Consider the following 23989-nt stretch of genomic DNA (forward strand, 5'->3'; position numbering starts at 1 on the left):
CGGCACAGGACCAAGCGCGTCCCGCCGGACAGACCTCGGAAGCGCAAGCGAAGGCGACCCGCGGGGTCGACCTACTTCGGGGGGTTCTCCACCACCGTCGTGGTGCCGCCCGGCACCATGACCCTGCGTCGCCGGGCGATGCTGCTGAAGGTCACGACCCCGATGAGGCCGACCGCCATCAGGATCAGCCCGACGACGTCGAGATTCACCCCCTGCATCTCCCAGTCCGTCGCGAATGTGAGGATCGCGCCCACCGCGATGAATACGATGCATCCGCCCAGCCCCATGAATCTCGCCTCCGTGTCAGACACGCCTGTCGGTACGGCAGTTGCTGTACTGAACCCGGGTACCCGGGAAGGCCGTGTCCATGCGGGGCGGTCCGGGGCGGGCCCCGGGCGGGCGGTCCGCGACCGGGCCCGCGGTCAGCCGCTGAGGAACGCGACGAGCGCGTTGGCCAGCAGATGCGGGTCGTCGGCCGCGCACAGCTCACGCGCACTGTGCATGGACAGGATCGCGACGCCGATGTCGACGGTCTTGATGCCGTGCCGCGCCGCGGTGATCGGCCCGATGGTCGTCCCGCAGGGCATCGCGTTGTTGGAGACGAATGTCTGGAAAGGTACGCCCGCCTTCTCGCACGCGGCGGCGAACACGGCACGCCCCGAGCCGTCGGTGGCGTAGCGGTTGTTGACGTTGACCTTGAGGATGGGGCCGCCGCCCGCGCGCGGGTGGTGCGTTGGATCGTGGCGTTCCGCGTAGTTGGGGTGCACGGCGTGGCCGGTGTCCGAGGACAGGCAGACCGTACCGGCGAGGGCGCGGGCGCGGTCCTCCAGCGAGCCGCCGCGCGCGTACACGGAGCGTTCCAGACAGGAGCCGAGCAGCGGGCCGTCCGCGCCGGTGTCGGACTGGGAGCCGTTCTCCTCGTGGTCGAAGGCGGCGAGGACGGGGATGTACGGCAGGTCCTCGGCCGCGGCGACGGCGGTGAGCGCGGCGGTGGCCGCGTGGACGGACAGCAGATTGTCCATCCGGGGCCCCGCGACGAGTTCCTTGTCGCGGCCCAGGTAGGAGGGGGCCTCGACGGGGTGGAGCATCAGGTCCCAGCCGGTGACCGAGTCCTCGTCGAGCCCGTACTCGTCCTCCAGGAACCGGATCAGGTCGCCGTCGAGCGAGTCGCCGAAACCCCAGATCGGCTGCATATGGCGCTGCGGGTCCAGCTTCAGGCCCTCGGGCGTCACCTTGCGGTCCAGATGGATGGCGAGCTGCGGCACGCGGGCGACCGCGCGGTCGACGTCGACCAGCCGGTGGGTGCCGTCACGCAGGGAGAGCCGGCCCGCGAGTCCGAGGTCACGGTCGAGCCAGGAGTTGAGCAGGGGGCCGCCGTAGATCTCGACCGCGATCTGCCGCCAGCCGTGCGCGGAGAGGTCCGGCTGCGGCTTCACCCGCAGGTTCGGCGAGTCGGTGTGCGCTCCGACGATGCGGTACGGGGTGTGGGGCGAGGCGCCCTCGGGGACGTACCACGCGATGATCGCACCGCCGCGCAGTACGTATTTCCCGCCCGCAGTCCCGTCCCAGGCGTCGGTCTCGGCAACTTGCCGGAAACCCGCCTTCTCCAGCCGTTCGGCGGCGTTCGCCACGGCGTGGTAGGGGGAGGGGCTGGCCGCGAGAAAGGTCATCAGGTCGTCGGTGTGACCGCGGTCGAAGCGGGGGGGTTGGCTCATGGGTTCACCTTAACGACGCGGGAAGGCGCGCTCCTGCGGGTGGGAGCGGGCCTTGAGTGAAATGTACATGCCCCGGGCAGTTGCCCCCCGGGTAAGGGTGTCGGCTCCCGGGCGGGTGCCCGACCGCCGCCCACCAGGGACCGGGGGCGGGCCGGTGCGGGGTCGTCGCCGGTCCGCCGCCGACCCGTTCGGGCGGTCCGTCGGCGTGGTCGGGGAACCGGGGGCGCGGCCCGGTCCCCGCACCACCCGGCACGCCCGCGCACGCCCCGCGCACACCGTCCGTCCCACCGCCGTCCACCGTCCGACCCACCGCCGCACACCCTCCGACCCACCGCCGTAGGGCTTCAGGACCGGAGCCACGCGGGTTCAGGACCGGAGCGCGCGGGGGGCTTGGGCCGTCGCGCGGGGTGCTCCGGGCGGTACGGGGCCGGACCCCGCCAGGCCGGCGCGGTCCGGGCAGGGACCGTGCCGGCCGGACGGGGTCCGGTCGGGGTGGGGACGGGGTCCGGGAGGGCCCGGCGCCGGATGATCGGCGGGGTGGCGCGGGGACGGCTCAGGGGAGGGGCCAGGGGGTGGGTCAGGGGTGGGTCAGAACGCTGCCTCGTCCAGGTCCATCAGGTCGAGGCCGACGGACTCGGCGATCCGGCGCTCGGTGGTGACCGCGGGCAGGACGTTCGCCGCGAAGAACTTCGCCGCGGCCACCTTGCCCGCGTAGAACGCGCGGTCCTTCGGCGCCGCGGAGTCCAGCTTCTCGGCGGCGACCGCCGCGCCCCGCAGCAGCAGGTAGCCGACGACCACGTCGCCCGAGGCGAGCAGCAGCCGGGTGGTGTTGAGCCCGACCTTGTAGATCGACCGGACATCGCTCTCGGTGGCCGCGAGGTCCGTCAGCATGACGCCGACGATGGCCTCCAGCTCGACCGCCGCCTGGGCGAGCTGCTCGCGCGCGGCGGCCAGCTCGTCGCCGCCGGAGCCGATGGCGAGGAACTTCTTGATCTCCTCGGCGAGGGAGTTCAGCGCGGCGCCCTGGTTGCGGACGATCTTCCGGAAGAAGTAGTCCTGCCCCTGGATCGCGGTGGTGCCCTCGTACAGGGTGTCGATCTTGGCGTCGCGGATGTACTGCTCGACCGGGTACTCCTGGAGGTACCCGGAGCCGCCGAAGATCTGGAGCGACTGGGCGAGCTGCTCGTACGCCTTCTCGGAGCCGTAGCCCTTGACGATCGGCAGCAGCAGGTCGTTCATCGCGTGCTCGTGCGAGGCGTCCTCACCGGCCGCCTCCTTGGCGGTGATGGTGTCCTGGACGGACGCGGTGTGCAGCACGAGCGCGCGCATGCCCTCCGCGTACGCCTTCTGCGTCATCAGCGAGCGGCGGACGTCGGGGTGGTGGGTGATGGTGACCTTGGGCGCGGCCTTGTCCATGAACTTCGCCAGGTCGGGGCCCTGGACGCGCTCCTTGGCGTACTCCAGGGCGTTGAGGTAGCCCGTCGACAGGGTGGAGATGGCCTTCGTGCCGACCATCATCCGGGCGAACTCGATGATCCGGAACATCTGCCGGATGCCGTCGTGCTTGTCACCGATCAGCCAGCCCTTGGCGGGGTGCCGGTCACCGAAGGTGATCTCGCAGGTGTTGGACGCCTTGAGGCCCATCTTGTGCTCGACGTTGGTGGCGTAGGCGCCGTTGCGCTCGCCGAGCTCACCGGTCTCGAAGTCGAACAGGTACTTGGGGACGAGGAAGAGGGACAGGCCCTTGGTGCCGGGACCGGCGCCCTCGGGGCGGGCGAGGACGTAGTGGAGGATGTTCTCCTCCATGTCGTGCTCACCGGAGGTGATGAACCGCTTCACGCCCTCGATGTGCCAGGAGCCGTCCTCCTGGCGGACGGCCTTCGCGCGGCCCGCGCCCACGTCCGAACCGGCGTCGGGCTCGGTGAGCACCATCGTGGAGCCCCACATGCGCTCGACGGCGACCGACGCGAGCTTCTTCTGCTCCTCGGTGCCCTCCTCGAAGAGGATGCGGGCGAACGCGGGGCCGGAGGAGTACATCCACACCGCCGGGTTCGCGCCGAGCACCAGCTCCGCGTAGGACCAGATCAGGGAGGCGGGCGCGGTGGTGCCGCCGATCTCCTCCGGGATGCCGAGACGCCAGTACTCGGAGTCCATGAACGCCTTGTACGACTTCTTGAACGACTCGGGGAGCGGGGCGCTGCCCGTGGCGGGGTCGAACACCGGCGGGTTGCGGTCGGCGTCCGCGTACGACTCGGCCAGCTCGTTCTCCGCGAGCCGGGTCAGCTCGGACAGGACACTGCGCGCGGTGTCCACGTCCATCTCGGCGAACGGTCCGCTGCCGTACACCTTGTCGCGCCCGAGCACCTCGAAGAGGTTGAACTCGATGTCGCGGAGATTCGACTTGTAGTGCCCCATGACGACGGCTCCGTAGGTAGCTCGGGTGATGACGTGTGTGTACTGACGAGTAGCACGTTCCTCCGATGATGCTACCCGTCGGTAATAACGTGCAACCCCCGACCGGGGGGAGTCTGCGGGCCGGGCCTCGGTTCCGGACCGCCGCGCCATGCTCCGCGGGCGGAATCCGGCCACCTCACGGACCCGCCCCGGCCGGTGTCCCGCCAGGTGTCCCACGACCCGGCCGGGCCGGGTCCGCGGGCGGGGCCCCGCTCGGTACCCTTGCGCTCATGTACGGCTACGAGCAGCACGTGGGCGGCGCCGCCCCTGGGCAGAGTTACGCGCAGCCGCAGCCCCCGCCGCAGCAGCAGATGGCCGGGGGGTACGGGCAGCAGCAGGCGCCGCTGTACCCGGAGCCCTCACCGCCGTCGCTCGCGGACGCGGTGCGGGCGTTCACCACGGGGTCCATGGCCGCGGAGGACTTCCAGCAGATCTTCGCCACGTCCAAGGTGTACTGCCCCCGGGGCGACAACCCCGGCTTCCTGGCCCTGCACAACACCCAGCAGCCGGTGATCCCGATGTTCACCTCGCTCAAGGAGCTGCGCCGGTACGCCGGCAAGGAGTCCAAGTACTTCGTCATCACCGGGGCGGAGGTCATCGACCTGCTGCCCACCGGGTACGGCTTCGTCCTCGACATGGAGGGCGACCACCGGATGGTGTTCGACGCCAAGGCCGTGGAGCAGATGGTCGACTTCGCGATGCGGCGGATGTACGGCTGAACCGCGATTCCCCCTCGGGGCCGATTCCCTTTCGGGGCCGCCGGGGGACAATGGTGGCTCTGTTGGCCTTGGGGCGGGAAGGAGGTCCTGTGAGTCGGAACCGGGACTACGGGGATTGGCTGGGTCGGGCCGCCGACTGGGCGGGGCTGCTGGGGGCGGGGTTCCTGCTGATCCTGGCGTTCGTCGCGTATCTCCAGGGGCAGGGGGTGCTGTGGATGGCCGCGGCGGTGGTGATCGTGGCGACGAACCTCTTCACGTTCGGGCCTCGCAGCAGGAAGCGGCGCGAGGCGAAGGAGCGGGCGCGGGCCGCCCGCGAACGGGAGCCGGCGGACGGCTGATCCCCGCGGGTCGCCTTCGCTTGCGCTTCCCAGGTCTGTCCGGCGGGACGTACTTCGTTCCTGTGCCGTCGCTCGGTGGTTTCGCGCAGTTCCCCGCGCCCCTGGATGCTGCCTCTGTTCGTCGCTCTTCGGGTGCGGGGCGGTTCTCGTCTTTGCGCAGTTCCCCGCGCCCCTTTGGGGCGCGTTCTGTTGTTCTTCGGGTCGGTGCCGGTCAGGATTCTCCGTCCTCGCTCCAACGCGCTCGGTACGACGTTCCTGTGGTCCTACTGAAGAGCATCGGAGTCTGCGGGCAGAGATTCCCGCCCACCCCCTCCCGCAGCCATGCGACTGCGAGAGGAGAGGAGTGCCCCTTCAGGGGCGCGGGGAACTGCGCGAAACCCACGAGCGACGGCACGGGAACGGAGTACGTCCAGCCGGACAGACCTCGGGGCGCGAGCGAAGGCGACCTGCGGGGAACTGCGCACCCCCGTCCGACCCGCACAGGGACAAGTACGTCCAGTCGGACGGACCCCCGGGGGCGCGAGTGAAGGTGACCCGCGGGCCCCGGGGGGAAACCGGTCAGCCCAGGTGGGCGGCCGGGAGGGGGGCCGTTGCGTCGGGCTTGTCGCCGCGGACGGCGGTGACCGTGATGATCAGCCCCGCGACGAAGAGCCCCGCGGCCACGAGGTAAGCCGCCGCGTACCCCTCGGTGAGCGCCTGACCGGCACGGTCGAGGAGAGCGGCATCCCCCGTGGCCATCGCCCGGTAGAACGTGCCCGAGGCATCCGGCACGAGATCGTCCGCCGTGGTCATCGCCACGGTCGTGAGCCCGGCCAGCCCCAGCGCGCCACCGATCTGCTGCGCGGTGTTCAGCAGCGCCGACGCGATCCCGGAGTCCTCCGGCAGCACCCCCCGCACCGCGCCCAGCGTCATCGGCACGAAGCTCGCCCCGAGCCCCAGCGCCGTGACGAACATCGCCGGGGCGAGATGCGTCGCGTACGACGAGTCGTGCTCCAGCCTCGCGAACCACAGCATGCCCAGCGCACCGATCAGCAGGCCGGGGCCCGCGATCGCGCGCGGCGAGTAGCGGGAGATCAGCCGGGAGCCGAGCCCCGCCGAGACCATCATGCCGACGGTGAACGGCAGGTACGCGAGCCCTGTCTCCACCGGGCTGTAGCCGAGTATCTGCTGGAGGTAGAGGGTCAGGAAGTAGAAGGTCGCGAACATGCCCGCGCCCAGGAACAGCATCGTGACGTACGCGCCGGAGCGGCCCCGGTCCCGGAACAGCCGCAGCGGCATCATCGGGTGCGCCGACCTCGTCTGGAGCACCAGGAACACCGACAGCAGCACGGCCGCCACGGCGAACGACGCGAGCGTCAGCCCGTCCGACCAGCTGTGCTCGCCGCCCCGGGTGATTCCGTAGACGAGGGCGATCAGACCGCCCGTACCGGTGATCGCGCCCGGCACGTCCAGCCGTCCGTGCTCCGGCTTGCCCTCGGCCAGCAGCTTCGTACCGGCGAGGACCGCGATGCCGATCGGGATGTTCACGAAGAACACCCAGCGCCAGTCGAGGTAGTCCGTCAGCACACCGCCGAGCAGCAGTCCGACGGTCGAGCCGAGGCCCGCCATCGCCGCGTACACGCCCATGGCCTTGTTGCGGGGCGCGCCCTCGGGGAAGTTCGTGGTGATCAGCGACAGCGCGGTCGGGGCGGCGATGGCCGCGCCTATGCCCTGGAGGATGCGCGCGCCGATCAGCGTCACCTCGTTCGTCGCGAAGCCGCCCAGCAGGGACGCGACGGTGAAGACGACGATGCCGACGCGGAACATCCGGCGGCGCCCGAAGAGGTCGCCCGCCCGGCCGCCGAGCAGCAGCAGACCGCCGAAGGCGAGGGCGTACGAGTTGACGATCCACGCGAGCGTGGACGCCGACACATCCAGGTCGGACTGGATGCTCGGCAGCGCGATGTTGGTGATCGTGCCGTCCAGCACGACCATCAGCTGGGCCGCGGCGATCACCACCAGTGCCCAGCCGAGGTGTCTTTGGACGGCGGCCGGGGCCTCGCGGCCGGACGCGGTTGCAGTCATGACGTGGTGCTCCTAGGTGTTCTCACGGGGGTACCGGGGTTCGGCGGGGCCGTCCGGCCGGACCACCGTGAAAACTATACGTACGTTGATTTTTATTTCTCACCGTACGTTGAGAAACGCGTCACACCTCCCTTCACGGGTCGCACCGGCCCTTCACGGGGCGTACCGCCATGAGTGACACCCGCGTGTGTCCGGCCCGTCCGGGAACGCCGGGAGCCCGCCGCGTGGGCGGCGGGCTCCAGGATTCGGGACTCGGGATTCGGGGCCCCGGGTTCGGGGCCCGGGGCGGTGGGAGGCTTCAGGCGGGGGGTCGGTCGTCGGGCCTCACGAGGAGTTCGCGCAGGACGGGGACCGAGACGCGCAGCACGTCCGTCAGGTCGGCCGCCGCGAGGTCCGGCAGCCGCAGTACGTACCGGTGGGTGGCGATGCCCATCATCATCGCGCCGACGAGGGCGGCGCGCAGCCGGGCGTCGGGGTCGTCGCCGAGGCGTTCGGCGACGGGGTCCACGGCCTGTTCCGTGACCCGTTCCCGGAGCAGGGCCGCCGCTTCCTCGCTGGTCATGCTGGCGCGCAGCAACGCCGTCATCGGGGTGTCGGGGTCGTTGGACCACGAGGTCAGCATGTACCGGAGGTAGTTCTCGACGGACTGGCCGGGGTCGTCCGTCGTCAGTTCGGTGACGGGGATGTGCCAGTCCGCGGCTTCCCGGAAGAGTTCCTGCTTGGTGCCGAAGTAGTGGATGACGGACGCCTTGTCGACGCCCGCGTCGGCCGCGATCGCGCGGATCGTGGCGCGTTCGAACCCGGACTGGGCGAACTGCTTGCGGGCGGCTTCCAGGATGCGGCGGCGGGTGCGCTGGCCCTTGCGTTCCCGGCCGTCGGCGGTGCCGGCGGTGGGTGGGGGGTGCGCGTCATCGCTGGTCACGGGGGCCTCTCGGGGAGCGTGGGGGTGTCGCCGCCGACGTCAGTCCTCGGTGCAGGTGAACTGGTCGGGGGAGACGTTGATCCGGTTCAGGAGGTCGCGCAGCAGGAGCTGTTCCGCCGGGGAGAGATGGGTGAACAGCTCTCCTTCGGCCTCCGCGAGGATCTCGTCCGACCTGCGCAGCACAGCGGCTCCGGCGGGGGTGATCTCCACGATGTGCCGGCGCCGGTCGGCGGGGTCGCGGCGGCGCAGTGCGAGCTCGTCGCGCTCCAGGTCGTTGAGGACGGCCACCAGCACGCTCGGGTCGACCTCCAGCATGTCCACCAGGGCCTGCTGGCTCACCGGGCCCGTGTCCAGGTGCTTCAAGGTCATCATGTGCCGCGGTGTCAGCCCGCTGGAGACCAGTGCTCTGCGGAGCATCATCTGGGCGCCCGCACCATGCCTGGCCAGCAGGAACGCCAGGCCCTCGGTCATCTCTTCCGCCTCGCCCGCCACCATGTGAATACCCTAACAGCCGTCCATTACCCGGTTTCGTCAATCGTTGTTATGGTTCAACGATCTGTCTGCCTAGACCGTAAGAGGTCCCCGTGTACATCGCCTACGTGGTCGTCGCCGTTCTGTTCGCCCTGATGCTGGCCGGTTCCGGCCGGGGGAAGCTGGTGCGCGAGCAGCGGGTGACCGACACCATCACCGGGCTCGGCGTGCCCCTGAGCTGGTTCGTCCCGCTCGCCGTGCTGGAGTTCGCCGCCGCGCTCGGGCTGCTCGCGGGCATCTTCTACCGCCCGCTCGGCATCGCGGCGGGCATCGGCGCGGTGCTGTACTTCGTGGGCGCCCTGATCGCCCATCTGCGGGCCAAGGACACCAAGGGTCTGGCGGCCCCCGGTGTGATGCTGCTGTTCTCGGCCGCTCCGGTGGCGCTGGGCTTCCTGTCGCTCTGAGGGCGGCGGACCTCGCTCCGAGGGCGGCGGACCGCGAACGGCTCCGGGACGGGTCCGGTCACCGTGTCGGTGGCGGTTCCGGGAAAAGTCGCGAGGATCGTGGGAGGACTGTCCGGAAACCGTGTCCGGCTCCGACGTATCCATGGAACCGGAGGACCGGTGCCACTGGACCACTCTCAAGGGAGCCGTAATGAAGTACATGGTGATGATCCTCGGTACACAGGCGGACTACGCGGCCATGCGGGGCGACAGCTCCGACGGGAGTCCCGCGTACACCGAGCAGGACCTGGTCGCGATGGGCGCGTTCATGAGCGCGCTGAGCGACGATCTCGCGGAGAGCGGGGAACTGATCGACGGCCAGGGGCTGACGGAGCCCGCGCTGGCGCGGTTCGTGACCGGCGCCCCCGACGATCCGCAGCCGGTGGTCACGGACGGTCCCTACGGGGAGACGAAGGAGGTCCTCGCCGGATACTGGATCCTGGACTGCGCGAGCCTGGACCGGGTCACGGAGATCGCGGCCCGGGTCACCCGGTGTCCGCAGCCCGCGGGATCGGCGATCCGGCCGGTGGTGATCCGGCCCCTGATGGCCCAGGGCGAGATCACCGCCTGACGGTCCGGGAACCACGTACCGGGAGCGAGCGGTGAGGGACGGCGACGGACGCGGGGACGCTGACGGGGACGGCGACGCCCGCGTCCGTGGTGACGGCGACGCCCGCGTCCGTGGTGACGGCGACGGCCCCGGTGACGCAGACGGCGGCGGACACGTCAGCGGCAGCGGGGCCGGCGGCGGTGACCGCGCGGGCGGCGTCGAGGATCTGCTGCGGCTGCACGCGCCGCAGGTGCTGGGCGCGCTGGTGCGCCGGTACGGGCACTTCGGCCTGGCCGAGGACGCCGTCCAGGAGGCGCTGCTCGCGGCGGCCGGTCAGTGGCCGGCCGACGGGGTGCCCGCGAACCCCCGGGGGTGGCTGATCAAGGTGGCGTCCCGGCGGCTCACGGATCTGCTGCGGGCGGAGGAGTCCCGGCGCCGCCGGGAGGAGACGGCGGCGCGGCTCGTGCCCGCGCACGAGCGCACCGCGCCGTCGCCCGGCGAGTCCCGCGCGCCGAGCGGGGACGACACCCTGACCCTGCTGTTCCTGTGCTGCCGTCCCGAACTGAGCCCGGCGGCGCGGGTCGCGCTGACCCTGCGGGCGGTCGGCGGACTGACGACCGCCGAGATCGCCCGCGCCCATCTCGTACCGGAGGCGACGATCGCCCGCCGGGTGAGCCGCGCCAAGGAGAAGCTGCGGGGGACCCCGTTCCGGCGGCCGGACCCCGCCGAGCTGGCCGAACGGCTCGGGGCCGTCCTGAAGGTGCTGTACCTGATCTTCACCGAAGGGCACACGGCCACGTCCGGACAGCGGCTGCGCCGCGGGGACCTGGCGCGGGAGGCGATCCGGCTCACCCGCGTCCTGCGGGCGCTGCTGCCGGACGACGGCCGGGTCACGGGACTGCTCGCGCTGATGCTGCTGACCGACGCCCGCGCCGCGGCCCGTACCGGTCCGCACGGCGAACTCGTGCCGCTGGACGAGCAGGACCGCGCCCTGTGGGACCGTGCCGCCCTCGCCGAGGGCACCGCCCTGGTCGAGGAGTCGCTGCGCCGCCCGCCCGTCGGCGTCTACCAGGTGCAGGCGGCCGTGGCCGCGCTGCACGGTGAGGCCGCGTCGGCGCGGGACACGGACTGGCCGCAGATCCTGGCCCTGTACGACGTGCTGGTGGCCCTCGGCCCGGACCCGATGGCGGCGCTCGGGCGGGCGGTGGCGCTGTCGATGGTGCGGGGCGCGCGGGCGGGCCTCATCGAACTGGACCGGCTGGAGGAGGCGACACCTTCGCCGGGCCCCTTCGCGGGCAACCACCGGCTGTACGCCGTACGGGCCCATCTGCTGGAACGCGCCGGGGACCCGGTGGCCGCGCGGGCGGCGTACCAGGAGGCCGCCCGGCGCACCCTCAGCGAACCGGAGGCCCGCTATCTGTCGCGTCGCGCGGCCCGCCTGGCCCCCGACCGCCCGGCCCCCCGCCCCGCCGACTGACCGGAGTACCCGGCCCGGGTGACCTGGCCCGCGAGGACCGGCGCGGCCTGGCCCGCGAGGACCGGCGCGGACCCGCGGGATCCCACGAAGCCCCGGCGCGCCCCGGGCGCTACTTCCGGTTGTACATCCGCATCGTCAGCGTCCCGAAGACGACGACGAGAGCTGCGGACCAGCCCACCGCCCAGCCCAGTTCGGCGGCGGGGAAGTGTCCGGCCATCAGTTCCCGGACGGCCGTCGCGACATGGGTGATCGGGTTGTGGTTGACGAACGCCTGGAGCCAGCCGGGCATGGTCTCCGGCTTGACGAAGATGTCACTGAGGAACGTCAGCGGGAAGATCACCATCATGCTGACGCCCATGACGGACTTCTCGGTACGCAGCAGCAGCCCGAACATCGTCCACACCCACGACACCGCGAACGAGAAGACGACCAGCAGCGCGACTCCCGCGAGCACGCCGAGGAGCCCGCCGTCCGGGCGGAAGCCCATGATCAGGCCGACGCTGATCATCACGATGGAGGCGATCACATAGCGGACCATGTCGCCGAGGAGGTACCCGACCATCGCGGCGGGCCGCCACACGGGCAGGGTCCGGAAGCGGTCGAAGACCCCTTTGTCGATGTCCGTGTTGATCGCGACACCCGTGTACATGGTGATCATGACGATGGACATCACCAGCATGCCGGGCAGCAGGTACTGGATGTACTCCTGGGGCGACCCGGCGAGGGCCCCGCCGAAGAGGTACGTGTACATCAGGATCAGCATGACCGGGAACGCGGTCACGTCGAAGAGCTGTTCCGGCACATGCTTGATCTTCAGCATGGCCCGCCAGCCGAAGGTGAGGGACGCGGAGAGCGGTCCGGGCCGAGGCGGCCGGTCCTTCGCGATGAGCAGATCCGCGAGGGAGTCGGTCCGGACGGGGGCGAGTTCCTGGGCGTCCGTGGTGGTCACGGTACTCATGCCGCTGCCTCTTCCGTGTGCTCGTTCGTGGGCCGGTCGTTCGCGGGCCGGTCATGCGGGGGCCGCTCGTGCGCGGGGGTGACGGGGCGGTCGGTGAGGGCCAGGAAGACCTCGTCCAGGCTGGGCTGGCCGAGCGCGAAGTTGTCGACGGTGATCCCGGCGCGGGTCAGTTCGGCGAGCGCGCGGGACGCCTGGTCGGCGGCGTTGTGCCCGTCGGGCGCGGTGTCCTGCCCGATCCGGGCGCTGAGCGCGACGGGGTCGGGTTCGAGGACGACCCGCGCGTCGAGGACGCGGGCGAGCAGTTCCCGGGCCTCCTCGCGGCGGCCCGCGTCCCGCAGCCGGACATGCACGGAACCCGCGCCCACGGACGCCTTGAGATCGCCCTTGGTGCCCTCCGCGATCACCCGGCCGTGGTCGATGACGGCGATCCGGGACGCGAGCTGGTCGGCCTCGTCGAGGTACTGGGTGGTGAGCAGCACGGTGGTGCCCTGGGCGACGACCGCCCGGATGATGTCCCAGACCTGGTTGCGGCTGCGCGGGTCGAGCCCGGTGGTGGGCTCGTCGAGGAAGAGCAGGTCAGGGGTGTTGAGGATGGAGGCGGCGATGTCGATACGGCGCCGCATGCCGCCGGAGTAGTTCTTGACCTGGCGTTCGGCGGCCTCCTCAAGTCCGAACGCGGTGAGCAGCTGCTCCGCCCGCCCGTACGAGGCCTTACGGCCGTGGCCGGTCAGCCGGGCGAGCAGCACCAGGTTCTCGGTGCCGGTGAGGTCCTCGTCGACGGAGGCGTACTGGCCGGTGAGGCTGACCCGGGTGCGTACGGCGTCGGCCTCGCGGACGACGTCGTGGCCGAAGACCCGGGCCCGGCCGCCGTCGGGCCGCAGCAGGGTCGCCAGCATCCTGACGGTGGTGGTCTTGCCCGCGCCGTTGGGCCCGAGGAGGCCGTAGACGGTGCCGACGGGGACGACGAGGTCGACGCCGTCCACCGCCCGGGTGCCGCCGAACGTCTTCACCAGGCCCTCGGTCTCGATGGCGGGCCCGGCCGTGGTGGCCGCCCGTCCGCTCTGTGCGCTGCTCATGTCCGCCTCGCGCCTTTCGTCCGTTTCATCCATGGTCCACGATCCGCGCCGGACGGTGCCGGGCGAACGCGTGGGAGTGCGGTCCGTGGAGTGGGGACCGGTGGCGGGGCCGGAACTCATCGGTCCTTGCCGAATGTGTGTGCGAATTTCTTGGCGGCGGTCCGGGACCCGGCAAAAGTTGCCCGCACGGCCCCCCGGGTGTGCTCTGGAGAGGTACGGGCGACGGCCGGACCGCACGGCACACCCGGCACACCCGGCCCGCCCGGCAGCGCCCATGGAGAGGAAGTGGTCCCATGACGCACACGGCCCCCGCAACGGGGACCCCGGCCCCGCGTCCCCGTACCCCCGCCGCGTCGTCCGCCGTCGACCCCATGGCGCCGGGCACCTGGCTGCCCGTCCTGCTGGGCGTCGTGTACGGCTTCTGGATCTCCGGGATCAGCCGGGACGCGAGCGGCTACCAGGTCACCGGCTGGAACATCTTCCTCGGCTTCGCCGCCGGTATCGCCGTCGCCGCGGTCGCCTTCGCACTGCACCGGGTGGGACCGGCCCTGCGCTCCGGACCGCGCGCGATGTCCTGGGCCGTGTTCGCCGGGCTCGCCTTCGGCTTCTGCTACAGCCAGACCGGGCACTCCGTGCTGCGTTCCACGGGGATCTCCCTCGCGGTGGCCGCCGGTGTGTTCGCGGCGACCTACTACCACTACTACATCAACGAGGACTGAGCCCCCGTCCCGCTACGGACACCCGGCGCCCTATGCGTATCCGCAGCTCCCACCCCGCCCCGCCGGACTCCCGCGCCCGCCCGCCGCGACCCGGCGGCGGCCGGGTGCGCCGGCGCGACGGGGGCCCGCGTACCCGCGCCGGGGTGCCCCTCGGCTCCTTCCCCGTGCCGGGCGGTCAGGAGCCCGCCGCCACGTCCTCCCTGCGGATACGGGGGTACAGCGTGGCGTGGCTGCCGCCGCTGGTCCTGCTGGTCGCCCTCGTGCTGTTCGACTGGAACACCGGGGGCGAGTTCCGGGTGGCCTCCTGGATCGTGATGGTCCCGGGGATCGCGGCGGCGCTGTGCGGGGTGTGGGGGACGGCGGCCTTCGCGGTGATCTCGCTGGCGGCGTACACCCTGGTGGACAACGCCTGGCCGCACGAGTTCCAGACCGGGCTGCCCGACTTCATCCTCGTCGGCATCGGCGGTGCGCTCGCCACGGGTGCCAGCTGGGTACGGCTGCGCAACGAACGGCGGGCCCTGCACATGCGGGACGTGGCCGACACCACCCGGCTCACCGTGCTGCGCCCGCTGCCGCCCCGCTGGGGCGGACTCGACCATGCGGCCGTGTACCTCGCGGCGGACAGCGTCGCCAAGGTCGGCGGCGACTTCTACGACATCCAGCCCAGCCGGCACGGCACCCGGGTCCTGCTCGGGGACGTCCAGGGCAAGGGCCTCGGCGCGGTCGACGGGGCTGCGGTGCTGCTCGGCTCGTTCCGGGAGTCCGGGTACCACGAGCCACGGCTGTCGACCGTCGCGGAGCGGCTGGAGACCCGGATGCGGCGGCACCGCTACTACTGTCTGCGGGTCGGCCGCGACGACGGCGACCGGTTCGCCACCGCGGTCCTGCTCGGGTTCCCGCCGTCCGAGCGGCCCGGGTCCCGGCTGGAGATCGTCAACTTCGGCCATCAGCCGCCGCTGTTCGTCAGCCCCGCCGGGGTCCGCGAACTCGTCCCCGGCGACGGGCTGCCGCTCGGCCTCGGGGACCTCTCCGACAGCCCGGCACTCGTCCAGCGGGTGGCCGTCCGCCCCGACGAGACGGTGCTCCTGGTCACCGACGGGGTGACCGAGGCCCGCGACGCGCACGGCGTCTTCTTCCCGCTGTTCCAGGCGGTCACCGGGATGGTGGCGGCCGACCCGGAGAACGCCCGGCCGGAACGGCTGGTGACCCTCGTCCGGGACGCGACCCTCGCCCACTGCAACGGACACCTCGGCGACGACACGACGATCTTCGCGGTGCGGGGTACGGGGACGGAGGCGGGGGCGGGGTTCTGGGACGAGGAGGAACCGGGCGGCCCCCCGTGGGAGACCGCACAGCGGCCACCCCGCCGCCGCCGGGTACGCCGGAGAAAGGCCCCGTGACCCCGAAGGCACGCGGGGAAACGACCCGCACGGCCGTGAATACGTGCACCCGAGGCGACCCCGAAGGGGCGCGGGCAACCGCGCACCCCCGGACTACCCGCACAGCCGTGGGGACGTGCACCTGAGGCGACCCCGAAGGGGCGCGGGGAACTGCGCAAAAGACGAGGGCCGCCCCGCACCCGACGGACAACCGGCTGGGGCAGCATCCAGGGGCGCGGCCGACCCGCACGGCCGTGAATACGTGCACCTGAGGCGACCCCGAAGGGGCGCGGGGAACTGCGCAGAAGGCGAGGGCCGCCCCGCACCCGACGGACAACCGGCTGGGGCAGCATCCAGGGGCGCGGGGAACTGCGCACCCACGGACCACCCGCACAGCCGTGAATACGTGCACCCGGACAAACCCCAGTGCCGTGCCGCAAGGCACCACGCACCCGCACGGACAAGGGACGACGGACAACGGACGACGAAAACCGACACCCCCGCGGAAGCGATTAGCACGAGCCGCACGCCCCCGCGTGCCAGATGCGTCCATCGGGGCCCGGAACCCCCCGAACGACGCACCCCACTCGCGCCCACCCGTCCGGAGGACTTCCGTGGAACCGTGCCCCGAACAACAGCCCGCGGCGCCCTCGCCGCCACGCTGACCGCCACGGCCTGCGCCCTGCTGCCCCTCGGCGCGCTGGCGACCTGGGCACGCCTCGAAATAGGCGACCCCGACGCGTACACCGCGGCGATGGCCCCCCTGGCCACCGAACCGGGCGTCCGGGACGCCTTCGCGGACGCCGTCACCGCGGGCATCATGCGCGAGGTCGACCGGGGCCCCCTCCAGGAGCGGACGGTCCGGCTGTTCGTCCGGGACGCCGTCGGCTCGTTCACCGGCACCGACGCGTACCGCGCCGGCTGGGACGCCGCGAACCGCGCGGCGCACGACGTCGTGATGCGCGCGGTCCGCGAACAGCACGGCGAGAGCGTCACCATCGACCTCGCTCCCGTGACCGAACGGGTCAAGGAGCGACTCGTCCACGACGGGGTCCCGTTCGCCGGGCGCATCCCGGTCGAGCCCACGGTCGTCACCGTGCTCCGGGGCGAGGAACCGGAGCGCCTGCGGAAGGGGTTCCACATGCTCGAATTCGCGGGGGTCTGGCTGCCCGCCGTGTCCGTGCTGCTCGCCCTCGGCGGCATCCTGCTCGCGACGGTCCGCCGCCGCGCCGTCACCGCGACCGCCCTCGGCGCGGCGGCGAGCGCGGCGGTGCTCGCCGCCGGGATCGCCGTCTGCCGGGAGGTGACCCTCGCGGACCTGCCGCCGCATGTGTCCCGCGCGGCGGCGGGCGCCGTGTTCGACGCGCTCACCGGCTCACTGCGCACCGCCGCGTGGGTGATCCTCACGGCCGGGGTCGTCGTGGCGCTCACCGCCTGGGCCGCGGGCCGCTTCGAGGGCGTACGGGGCGCCCGGACCGCCACCGGGGGACAGGCCCCCGCCCAGGCCCCCACCCAGGCCCCCACCCAGGGCACCGCACCGGACCCCGCGCACCACCCCGTCAGCCATCCCGAAACCCACGCCGTCCCCCACCCCGACGCCATCGCCATCGGCACCCCGATGCCCTTGCCGTGGCCCGCTGACCTGCCGGAACCCGCCGTCGACTCCGACGGCCGCGCGCACCGGGAGCCCGCGGGGGCAACCGTCACCGACGTCCCGCCGTCCTTGAGGGAGGATTCAGGCGGTACGTAACCTGCCCGGGAGGCGCGCACGGGGCGCACAGGACCCGCGGCGCGCCGCACACGCGGGAAAGGCGAAGGTGGACATGGCCACGGCCACACGGAGCGACGGGAGCACCTTCCCCGGGCTCCCGCCGTACGAAGGGCGCCGTCGGGCAGGCGCCGGGGCCTGGTTCGCGGGGCTGCTGCTCCTCGGTGTCAGCGTCGTGATGGGCTGCCGGATCGCGGACGTGGACGGGGTCACCCCCGTACCGCAGCTCCTCGCGTTCCTGCCCTGGCTGCTCGCGCCGACCGCGCTCGCCCTACTGCTCGCGGCGCTCGCGCGCTGGCGCACCGGACTGGTGTGGGGCGTCCTCGCACTCGGCGCGGTCGCCTGGTACACCGAGCCGTACGGCAAGGTCTCCGACCCGGCGGGCCAGGCGCTCGCCCGGCTCAGGGTCATGACGTCCAACGTCGAGTACGGCGGCGCGACGGACGCCCTGATCAAGGCGGCCGGCCGGGAACGCCCCGACCTCCTCTTCGTCCAGGAGTGCGACCCGGGCTGCCTCGCGGCACTGCGCGGAAAGCTCGGCGGCGACTACCCGCACAGCTCGGCCGTCGAGGAGTACGGCGCCGCGGGCTCCGCGATCCTCAGCCGCACCCCGCTGCGCCGCACCGGCGGCATCCCCGGCAGCACCCTCGGCATGCCCGGCGCGGTGGCCGAGGTCAAGGGCCGTCCGGTCCGGCTCCAGCTCGCCCACCCCATGCCCCCGCTGCCCGGTGAACTCGGCACCTGGCGGCGCGAACTCGACGCGCTGCACGACTTCGCCGCCGCCGGGGACGGTCCCACGATCGTTGCGGGCGACTTCAACGCCACCCAGGACCACGCCGCGTTCCGCCGCCTCCTCGACACCGGGCTGCGCGACGGCGCCCGGATCGCGGACGCCTCCCGCACCGCGACCTGGCCCGCGTCGACCGCCCGGCTCATCGGCGCGCAGATCGACCACGTCCTGGTGTCGGAGGAGTTCGCCGCGAGCGGCGCCCGCTTCCTGGACCTGGGCGACACCGACCACCGCACGGTCGTCGTCGACCTCACCCTGCACGAGACCCCGGGGGCGGCGCGGGCGGAGTAGGGCCGACCGGCCGCGTGCCGGCCACCCGGGAACGGCCACCCGGGAACGGCCACCCGGGAACGGCCGTACGAGAGCAGTCGTACGAGAGCAGTCGTAGGCGAACAGCCGTACGGCGTAAAGGAGTTGCGGTCGCCCCCCGCACCCGTGTGACGCTGCCCGTATGGGTATGCGCACAGGGATCGTCGGGCTCGGGATGATGGGGCTCCACCTGGCGGACCGGTGCCGCCGGGTGGGCATGGACGTGGTCGCCGTCTGCGACCGGGACGAGGCACGGCAGGCCGCCGCCCGGGAAACGCTGCCGGACGCGCTGAGCACCGCCCGCTGGGAGGACCTGCTGGACCTCGGCCTGGACGCGGTGGTCCTGGCCAACGACTTCTACGCGCACGCGCCGCTCGCCGTCACCTTCCTGGAGCACGGCGTCCACGTCCTGTCGGAGTCTGCGGCGTGCGCGGACGAGGCGGAGGGGCGGCGGCTGATCGCGGCGGCGGAACGCTCCACGGCCACCTACTCGTTCGCCGAGAACTACGTCCTGCACCCGCATGTCCGGCTGATCCGCGCGGCCGTCGACGCCGGTGAGGTGGGCCGGATCTCGCTGATCGAGGCGGACTACCTGCACGGCATGGCGCCGGACGCGGTCGACGCGCTGATCGGCGACCCGGACCACTGGCGGGGCCGTCTCGCACCGACCGCGTACTGCACGCACACCCTCTCCCCCGTCCTCGCGCTCACCGGCGCGTGGCCCGTCGAGGTCTCCGCGTTCACCGTGGACGAGGCCGACCCCCGCGCGGCGGTCGTCATGACCGTACGGCTGTCCAGCGGCGCCCTCGCCGTCACCCGGCACGGCTTCCTCCAGGGCGAACCGGACAGCCACTGGAGCTGGGTGGGCGTCCGGGGCACCCGCGGGCTCGCGGAGTCGGTGCGCGCGCCGGGCGCACGCGCGTGGTCGGTACGGGTCCGGGGCGAGAGCTGGACCGCGCCCCCCGGCGCCGCCGCGACGGTACGCGACGAGGAACGCGTACCGCCGCCGCTGACCCTCGGCGGACGGACCGTGGAACGCGCGGCGGAGGGCACGGCGCTGCTGCTCACGGCGTTCCGGGCGACCGTGGAGGACGGCGCGCCCCCGCTGATCCCGGTGCGGCAGGCGGTGGCGGCGTCCCTGGTGGGCGTCGCGGGCGCGCGGTCCCTCGCCGGGGGGTCGGTCCCGGTGGCGGTACCGGATGTGGCGCCTGCGGGGCCGTCGGCCGGGGAGTAGGGCGGTACGTAGGGCGCGGGGCGGTCACGGGGTACGGGGGCGCTGGTCACGGGGGGCGGGGCGGTTACGGGGGCGGGGGCGCGGCCAGGCCGGACGCGCGGGCAGGTTGCCCACAGGCCGCCGGTCGGGCCGGGCCGCTGAGGAACGGTGGGAACCGTTGTGCGGAGTTATCCACAGGTGGCGGGAGGGGGCTGGGCGGCTGTCAGTGGTGACCCTTAGTGTTCTTGGCAGTGGGAACAGGCGTACAGGAATCGTCCGTTCCGTCCTGGGGGAGGGGTCTGTCATGTCGCTTTCGACGACGTATCTGGAGCTGTCGCAGGAGGGCGCGGGCGCCCACAAGTTCTACGAGGTGACCGTCGACGGGACGGTCGTCTCGGTGCGTTACGGCAGGATCGGCGCCGACGGACAGACCCAGGTGTCGTCGTTCCCCACGGTCGAGAAGGCGCATGCCGCGGCGGCCAAGAAGCTCGGCGAGAAGGTCCGCAAGGGGTACGCCCCGGCGGTGCGGGGCGGTCGCGCGGCCCGTGCGGTGACCCGCCGCCAGGTCACCTCGGCCCCGTCGACGGCGCGTTCGGTCGCCCCGGTGCTGTGGCGGTTCCGCACCGGGTCGGCGGCGTTCGGCATCCACATCGCGGAGGACCGCTGCTGGGTGGGCAACCAGTCGGGCGATGTCTACACGCTCAGTCACGGCGGCGAGGTCCTCGCCCGCTACTCCCTGCCCGACGGGGTCAAGTGCCTGGTCGCCGACGACTTCTGGATCTACGCGGGCTGCGACGACGGCACGGTGTACGACCTGTCCTCGAAGCTGCCGTACGGCGCGTACACCATCACCCCCGATGTGGACATCTTCTGGCTGGACATCCACGAGGGCGTTCTCGATGTCTCCGACGCCAAGGGCGGGCTGACCGTCATCGACCACGAGGACGAGCACCAGTGGTCCCGCAAGTCCTCCGGCGACTACGGATGGATGGTCCGCGCCGACAGCCGGGGCGTCTACCACGGTCACCAGAAGGGCGTCACGGCGTACGCGGCCAACGGCACCGGCGAGTTGTGGCACACCCCGACCCAGGGCGGGGTCCTCTTCGGCTGGCAGGAGGACGACGAGGTGTACGCGGGCACCTCACGCAACGTCGTGCAGCGGCTGTCCAAGGACTCCGGCAAGATCCTCGCCACCTACCGCTGCGACGCCTCGGTGTACTCCTGCGCCACGGCCCCCGGCGGCGCGTATGTCTTCGCGGGCGACTCGTCGTCGTCGGTGTACTGCTTCGACGCGGCGGGCAACCGGCTGTGGAAGCTGGGCACGGGCAGCGGTTCGGCCCTGTCGATGCAGTACCTGGACGAGCGGCTGTACATGGTCACCACCGACGGCTCGCTGGTGTGCGTGGACGCCACGGACGCGGCGATCGCCGCCGCCCAGCACGGCACGGTGCCCGTCGCCCGTGACATCAAGTCCGCCGCCGCCCTGCCCACCTACACGCCCGCCGCGTCGCCCACCGCCCTGGCCACGGTCAGCGTCGCCCCGGCGGGCGGCATCGTCGTGGAGTGCGTCCAGCAGGGCTCGCGGGTCCGCGTCCATGTCGTCTCGGACGGCTACGACTCCGACTGGAACGTCCAGTTCCCGCGCGGCATACGCGAGCCGGGCGCCCGCTACGTGGTCGACGCGCTCCACCCGTCCAGCGGCGGCTTCTACCGCGTCCGGGGAGAGATCCGCCGCCTGGTGTGACCGGCGCTCAAGGCCCGCCCCGGGGCGGGTGGGTCTCCTCGGGCCAGGTGGGCCGCCCGGGGCGGGTGGGTCTCCTCGGGCAGATGGGCGGACCTGCCCGGCGCGGTCCGAACCGGGGGCGTACCGGAGGCGTGTCGGGGCGGGCGCCGAGGCGGATGTCGGGGCGGGTACAGGGGACTGCGTCGGGGTGGGCGCCGGGGGTGGGCGCCGGGGTCACTCCCCCAGGGAGCACGACCGGGAGTGCTGCCAGTACCGGCGCACCTCCGCGCTCTCCTGGTCGTCGCCGGAGGGCGCCCCGCACACGCACTGTCCCGCGCGGGGGTCGATGAGGTCGGCGGCCTCCCGGTGCCCGGTGTCCCGCAGTTCGACGGCGAGCTGATGGGCGTAGTCCTCGACGAGCGCGGCGGCGGTCGCGGCGGTATGGGCGGAGCCGTCCCGCCGAAGCTCCTGGATGAGCTTGCTCCGCGCCATCACGCGACCGACCCCGCACCGTCGTAGGGGCCATCGCCACAGTGGTCCACCCGCATACGTCCCGCTCCTCACCGCTCGCCACACGCCCGCTCGCCACACGCCCGCTCGCCACACGCCCGCTCGCCACACGCCCGCCCGGGACGCGGCCGCGTCCCGCGAGGACGCACCCGTCGAACGTAACAGCCGAGACCACCCGGCCCGGACGTGTCACCCGGTACCGAGCACCAGCTCCACGAGGCCGTCGGTGTCGTCCAGGCCCATGAGCACCGTGTCGGCTCCGGAGCGCTGAAGAGACCGTGGGTCGGAGCGGCCGGTCGCCACACCGATCACCGGGACCCCGTTGGCGCGGGCCCCCGCCATATCGGCGGGAGTGTCTCCGATCACGACCGCGTCGACCGGGGAAGCCCCGGCGCGTGCCAAGGCGATACGCACCAGCGCGGGCCGCAGGTCGGCATCCTCCCCGTAGGCTCCGGAGGCCCAGTCGATGTGCCGATCCAGTCCGAAGACGGCGAGCTTGATCCCGGCGACGGCTCGTACGTTCCCTGTGACGACGGTCTGCCGAACCCCCGCCGCAGCGAGCGCGGCGAGGGCCTCCGCAGCGCCGGGGAGGGCGTGCCGCCGCTCGCGCAGGTCCGAGGCGCGCCGGACGTGCTCCTCGGCCAGGGCAGCCGCGAACCGCTCGAACATGGCCCGGTCGCTGTCCACGCCGTGCAACCGGGCGGTCTCCCGGAAGATGACAGCTTCGGTCAGGCCGTCGACCGTCGCCTGTTCCCGCATCGGGATGCCCAGCACCTGTTCGAACGCCGCAGCCGACAGCTCACGGCCCACACCGCCCGTCGCGATCAGCGTGTGATCGATGTCCCACAGCACCAGACGTGCCACAAGCGCCCCCTCGACAGTTCTGAAGTGCACCGTTCCCGGGCCCGGTCGGACTTCGGAGCGACCGGTACCTCGGGGTCCCTCGTGCGTCAGGTACCCAGGTCCCAGCGTGCCTGTGTGGACAGACAGCGGGCGTGCATCCGTCCGTCGGGCTTCCGGACGACGGCGAAGCGGTCGAGGTCGGGCCGCCCCTGCTCGTTCCACCAGCTCCAGGTGGCCTCGGCCTCCCGCCACAGCGCACCGTCACCGCCCTCGGTGACGTACGACTCCCCGCCGAGGGGCACCCGGGCCCAGGCCCCGTCGGAGGTCTGGAGCTGGACGGACCAGGTGCCGTCGTCGTCGGTGTGATGGACGAGCTCCGCGCGGGGCAGGGCGAAGGCCAGCAGCAGCCGGAACGGATAGGCGCCCCGGATGGCGTCGGCGGTGACGCGTGAGGGCCGCTTCCCCGAGTCCGGGGCGTAGGGAACCCGGGGGGCCGACCCGTACGAGAGGGCATCGGCGCGGGCCGGCATGAACTGTCCGGTGGTCACGGTGAAGCGACCGAGCACGGTTCCGTCCTCCTCGGGGGTGAAGCGCATCAGGCCGCCCGCGATGCCGAGATCGAGGTCGGCCAGGATCGACCCGCCGGGGAGGAGCTGCCCGATCCAGGCGTCCGGCAGCCGGGGGACCGAGCAGGTGGCGATGATCCGGTCGAAGCGGCCACCCCCGGGGAACCCGGCACGCCCGTCCCCATGGGCCAGCGCGGGACGGAAGCCGAGCGCCGCAAGTCGTCGGCCCGCCGTTTCCACCAGCTCAGGGGCGATGTCCAGGGAGTGGACGAGACAGTCACCCAGCCGGGCGGACAGCAGCGCGGCGTTGTACCCGGTGCCGGTACCGATCTCCAGGACCCGATGACCGTCACCGACCCGGAGGTCTTCGAGCATCCCGGCCATGAGGCCGGGCTGGGTGCTGGACGAGGTGGCCACCCCGGTCCAGGCCCGGTCACCGACCCGCTCGGCCGTGCCGGGTTCGAGACCGGTGACGAGCGTGGCATCGCTGTAGACCGTCCTCAGCCATGCCTCACGGTCGGTGTCGTCGCGCTCGTTCCATACGGTGATGCCCCGTGGGTCGGTGGCCGCCTCGTACCACCGGGGCACGAAGTGATGACGCGGCACGGAGGCGAAGACGCTCTCCCACTCCGGCGAACGGATGGAGCCGTCGCGTACGAGATCGGCGGCCAGCGCCCGCATCCGGGCCTCGGGTTCGGGATGGGTGGTCACGGGGTCGCTCCTACGAGTTCGTCGGCGGTGGCGGTGGCGGTGGCGGTGGCCGTGGCGTCGGTGAGGGGCATACCGGTCTCGGCCTCGATCCAGTTCCTGACCGGCATAGGGGGCAGCAAGGTGTTCAGGAGTGCCGCCGCCTTCCGCCCGTCCAGCGGCGGCCGGTCCGGCAGGAACATGGGCAGAGGCGGCTCCGGGGCAAGAACCTCGG

23 protein-coding genes are annotated in these 23989 nt (G+C 72.6%); 11 read left to right on the forward strand and 12 right to left on the reverse strand.

Annotated elements, in window-relative coordinates:
* Positions 1 to 71 precede the first annotated feature (71 nt).
* From AB852_RS01480 to AB852_RS01490, 3 genes are all read right to left on the reverse strand, one after another.
* The gene (locus tag AB852_RS01480; RefSeq protein WP_073782778.1) at positions 72 to 287 is read right to left on the reverse strand and encodes a DUF6458 family protein; all 216 of its coding nucleotides are present in this window, start codon (positions 285 to 287) and stop codon (positions 72 to 74) included.
* Between the two features lie 135 nt (positions 288 to 422).
* Positions 423 to 1715 carry a M18 family aminopeptidase gene (locus tag AB852_RS01485; RefSeq protein ID WP_073782780.1) on the reverse strand — a complete coding sequence of 431 codons (1293 nt, stop codon included), beginning with the start codon at positions 1713 to 1715 and terminating at the stop codon, positions 423 to 425.
* Positions 1716 to 2303: 588 nt separating this feature from the next.
* On the reverse strand, positions 2304 to 4130 hold the full coding sequence (locus AB852_RS01490) for an acyl-CoA dehydrogenase (RefSeq protein WP_073782782.1): 1827 nt from the start codon (positions 4128 to 4130) through the stop codon (positions 2304 to 2306).
* Positions 4131 to 4399: 269 nt separating this feature from the next.
* Here AB852_RS01490 and AB852_RS01495 point away from each other — a divergent pair, with 269 nt between their 5' ends.
* Both AB852_RS01495 and AB852_RS01500 read left to right on the forward strand, forming a co-directional pair.
* Positions 4400 to 4888: an SseB family protein gene (locus AB852_RS01495; protein WP_073782784.1), complete on the forward strand. Its 489-nt coding sequence runs from the start codon at positions 4400 to 4402 to the stop codon at positions 4886 to 4888.
* A gap of 89 nt (positions 4889 to 4977) precedes the next feature.
* On the forward strand, positions 4978 to 5226 hold the full coding sequence (locus tag AB852_RS01500; protein ID WP_073782786.1) for a hypothetical protein: 249 nt from the start codon (positions 4978 to 4980) through the stop codon (positions 5224 to 5226).
* Positions 5227 to 5784: 558 nt separating this feature from the next.
* Here AB852_RS01500 and AB852_RS01505 read toward each other — a convergent pair.
* From AB852_RS01505 to AB852_RS01515, 3 genes are all read right to left on the reverse strand, one after another.
* Positions 5785 to 7290, reverse strand: a complete 1506-nt coding sequence (locus AB852_RS01505; RefSeq protein ID WP_073782788.1) for an MFS transporter — start codon at positions 7288 to 7290, stop codon at positions 5785 to 5787.
* Positions 7291 to 7588: 298 nt separating this feature from the next.
* Entirely contained in the window at positions 7589 to 8212 is a 624-nt protein-coding gene (locus AB852_RS01510; protein WP_073782791.1) for a TetR/AcrR family transcriptional regulator, read from the reverse strand.
* A 39-nt stretch (positions 8213 to 8251) separates the two neighbouring features.
* Positions 8252 to 8707: a MarR family winged helix-turn-helix transcriptional regulator gene (locus AB852_RS01515; protein WP_073782793.1), complete on the reverse strand. Its 456-nt coding sequence runs from the start codon at positions 8705 to 8707 to the stop codon at positions 8252 to 8254.
* Between the two features lie 89 nt (positions 8708 to 8796).
* Between AB852_RS01515 and AB852_RS01520 the strand changes: the two genes are divergently transcribed.
* From AB852_RS01520 to AB852_RS01530, 3 genes are all read left to right on the forward strand, one after another.
* Complete coding sequence (locus AB852_RS01520) at positions 8797 to 9147, forward strand: DoxX family protein (RefSeq protein WP_073782794.1); 351 nt, start codon at positions 8797 to 8799, stop codon at positions 9145 to 9147.
* Positions 9148 to 9337: 190 nt separating this feature from the next.
* The gene (locus AB852_RS01525) at positions 9338 to 9757 is read left to right on the forward strand and encodes a YciI family protein (protein WP_073782796.1); all 420 of its coding nucleotides are present in this window, start codon (positions 9338 to 9340) and stop codon (positions 9755 to 9757) included.
* A 205-nt stretch (positions 9758 to 9962) separates the two neighbouring features.
* Positions 9963 to 11213, forward strand: coding sequence for an RNA polymerase sigma factor (locus AB852_RS01530; RefSeq protein WP_073785231.1), 1251 nt, complete (start codon positions 9963 to 9965; stop codon positions 11211 to 11213).
* A gap of 109 nt (positions 11214 to 11322) precedes the next feature.
* Here the strand turns inward: AB852_RS01530 and AB852_RS01535 are convergent, their stop codons facing one another.
* On the reverse strand, positions 11323 to 12171 hold the full coding sequence (locus AB852_RS01535) for an ABC transporter permease (protein WP_073782798.1): 849 nt from the start codon (positions 12169 to 12171) through the stop codon (positions 11323 to 11325).
* The gene (locus AB852_RS01540) at positions 12168 to 13247 is read right to left on the reverse strand and encodes an ATP-binding cassette domain-containing protein (protein ID WP_073785233.1); all 1080 of its coding nucleotides are present in this window, start codon (positions 13245 to 13247) and stop codon (positions 12168 to 12170) included. The genes AB852_RS01535 and AB852_RS01540 overlap by 4 nt, the downstream gene beginning before the upstream one ends.
* A 293-nt stretch (positions 13248 to 13540) precedes the next feature.
* Between AB852_RS01540 and AB852_RS01545 the strand changes: the two genes are divergently transcribed.
* The 6 genes from AB852_RS01545 (at position 13541) to AB852_RS01570 (ending at position 21169) form a co-directional block, all read left to right on the forward strand.
* Positions 13541 to 13966 carry a hypothetical protein gene (locus AB852_RS01545; protein ID WP_073782800.1) on the forward strand — a complete coding sequence of 142 codons (426 nt, stop codon included), beginning with the start codon at positions 13541 to 13543 and terminating at the stop codon, positions 13964 to 13966.
* Between the two features lie 32 nt (positions 13967 to 13998).
* The gene (locus AB852_RS01550; RefSeq protein ID WP_073782802.1) at positions 13999 to 15366 is read left to right on the forward strand and encodes a PP2C family protein-serine/threonine phosphatase; all 1368 of its coding nucleotides are present in this window, start codon (positions 13999 to 14001) and stop codon (positions 15364 to 15366) included.
* Between the two features lie 601 nt (positions 15367 to 15967).
* Positions 15968 to 17095 carry a hypothetical protein gene (locus AB852_RS01555; RefSeq protein WP_073782804.1) on the forward strand — a complete coding sequence of 376 codons (1128 nt, stop codon included), beginning with the start codon at positions 15968 to 15970 and terminating at the stop codon, positions 17093 to 17095.
* A 73-nt stretch (positions 17096 to 17168) separates the two neighbouring features.
* Positions 17169 to 18194: an endonuclease/exonuclease/phosphatase family protein gene (locus tag AB852_RS01560; protein WP_079184379.1), complete on the forward strand. Its 1026-nt coding sequence runs from the start codon at positions 17169 to 17171 to the stop codon at positions 18192 to 18194.
* Positions 18195 to 18354: 160 nt separating this feature from the next.
* Positions 18355 to 19446 (forward strand): Gfo/Idh/MocA family protein, encoded by a 1092-nt coding sequence (locus AB852_RS01565; protein ID WP_342748442.1) that lies wholly within the window; start codon positions 18355 to 18357, stop codon positions 19444 to 19446.
* A gap of 283 nt (positions 19447 to 19729) precedes the next feature.
* Positions 19730 to 21169, forward strand: a complete 1440-nt coding sequence (locus AB852_RS01570; RefSeq protein ID WP_073782808.1) for a WGR domain-containing protein — start codon at positions 19730 to 19732, stop codon at positions 21167 to 21169.
* A gap of 213 nt (positions 21170 to 21382) precedes the next feature.
* Here AB852_RS01570 and AB852_RS01575 read toward each other — a convergent pair whose 3' ends face one another.
* The 4 genes from AB852_RS01575 to AB852_RS01590 all read right to left on the reverse strand — a co-directional run bounded on the left by AB852_RS01575 (position 21383) and on the right by AB852_RS01590 (position 23957).
* On the reverse strand, positions 21383 to 21640 hold the full coding sequence (locus AB852_RS01575; protein WP_073782810.1) for a hypothetical protein: 258 nt from the start codon (positions 21638 to 21640) through the stop codon (positions 21383 to 21385).
* 207 nt (positions 21641 to 21847) lie between these two features.
* On the reverse strand, positions 21848 to 22522 hold the full coding sequence (locus tag AB852_RS01580; protein WP_073782812.1) for an HAD family hydrolase: 675 nt from the start codon (positions 22520 to 22522) through the stop codon (positions 21848 to 21850).
* Between the two features lie 86 nt (positions 22523 to 22608).
* Positions 22609 to 23778: a methyltransferase domain-containing protein gene (locus AB852_RS01585; RefSeq protein ID WP_245876568.1), complete on the reverse strand. Its 1170-nt coding sequence runs from the start codon at positions 23776 to 23778 to the stop codon at positions 22609 to 22611.
* Positions 23775 to 23957, reverse strand: a complete 183-nt coding sequence (locus AB852_RS01590; RefSeq protein WP_073782814.1) for a hypothetical protein — start codon at positions 23955 to 23957, stop codon at positions 23775 to 23777. The genes AB852_RS01585 and AB852_RS01590 overlap by 4 nt, the downstream gene beginning before the upstream one ends.
* Positions 23958 to 23989 lie beyond the last annotated feature (32 nt).

This window comes from Streptomyces uncialis, from assembly GCF_001905345.1.
GTDB classification, from domain to species: domain Bacteria; phylum Actinomycetota; class Actinomycetes; order Streptomycetales; family Streptomycetaceae; genus Streptomyces; species Streptomyces uncialis.

What these genes read in the sequence shown, in the direction of transcription:
- AB852_RS01480 (WP_073782778.1), bottom strand. Translation starts at nt 287, where the DNA reads ATGGGGCTGGGCGGATGCATCGTATTCATCGCGGTGGGCGCGATCCTC.
- AB852_RS01485 (WP_073782780.1), bottom strand. Translation starts at nt 1,715, where the DNA reads ATGAGCCAACCCCCCCGCTTCGACCGCGGTCACACCGACGACCTGATG.
- AB852_RS01490 (WP_073782782.1), bottom strand. Translation starts at nt 4,130, where the DNA reads ATGGGGCACTACAAGTCGAATCTCCGCGACATCGAGTTCAACCTCTTC.
- AB852_RS01495 (WP_073782784.1), top strand. Translation starts at nt 4,400, where the DNA reads ATGTACGGCTACGAGCAGCACGTGGGCGGCGCCGCCCCTGGGCAGAGT.
- AB852_RS01505 (WP_073782788.1), bottom strand. Translation starts at nt 7,290, where the DNA reads ATGACTGCAACCGCGTCCGGCCGCGAGGCCCCGGCCGCCGTCCAAAGA.
- AB852_RS01515 (WP_073782793.1), bottom strand. Translation starts at nt 8,707, where the DNA reads ATGGTGGCGGGCGAGGCGGAAGAGATGACCGAGGGCCTGGCGTTCCTG.
- AB852_RS01525 (WP_073782796.1), top strand. Translation starts at nt 9,338, where the DNA reads ATGAAGTACATGGTGATGATCCTCGGTACACAGGCGGACTACGCGGCC.
- AB852_RS01535 (WP_073782798.1), bottom strand. Translation starts at nt 12,171, where the DNA reads ATGAGTACCGTGACCACCACGGACGCCCAGGAACTCGCCCCCGTCCGG.
- AB852_RS01540 (WP_073785233.1), bottom strand. Translation starts at nt 13,247, where the DNA reads ATGAGCAGCGCACAGAGCGGACGGGCGGCCACCACGGCCGGGCCCGCC.
- AB852_RS01545 (WP_073782800.1), top strand. Translation starts at nt 13,541, where the DNA reads ATGACGCACACGGCCCCCGCAACGGGGACCCCGGCCCCGCGTCCCCGT.
- AB852_RS01550 (WP_073782802.1), top strand. Translation starts at nt 13,999, where the DNA reads ATGCGTATCCGCAGCTCCCACCCCGCCCCGCCGGACTCCCGCGCCCGC.
- AB852_RS01560 (WP_079184379.1), top strand. Translation starts at nt 17,169, where the DNA reads ATGGCCACGGCCACACGGAGCGACGGGAGCACCTTCCCCGGGCTCCCG.
- AB852_RS01565 (WP_342748442.1), top strand. Translation starts at nt 18,355, where the DNA reads ATGGGTATGCGCACAGGGATCGTCGGGCTCGGGATGATGGGGCTCCAC.
- AB852_RS01570 (WP_073782808.1), top strand. Translation starts at nt 19,730, where the DNA reads ATGTCGCTTTCGACGACGTATCTGGAGCTGTCGCAGGAGGGCGCGGGC.
- AB852_RS01575 (WP_073782810.1), bottom strand. Translation starts at nt 21,640, where the DNA reads ATGGCGCGGAGCAAGCTCATCCAGGAGCTTCGGCGGGACGGCTCCGCC.
- AB852_RS01590 (WP_073782814.1), bottom strand. Translation starts at nt 23,957, where the DNA reads ATGTTCCTGCCGGACCGGCCGCCGCTGGACGGGCGGAAGGCGGCGGCA.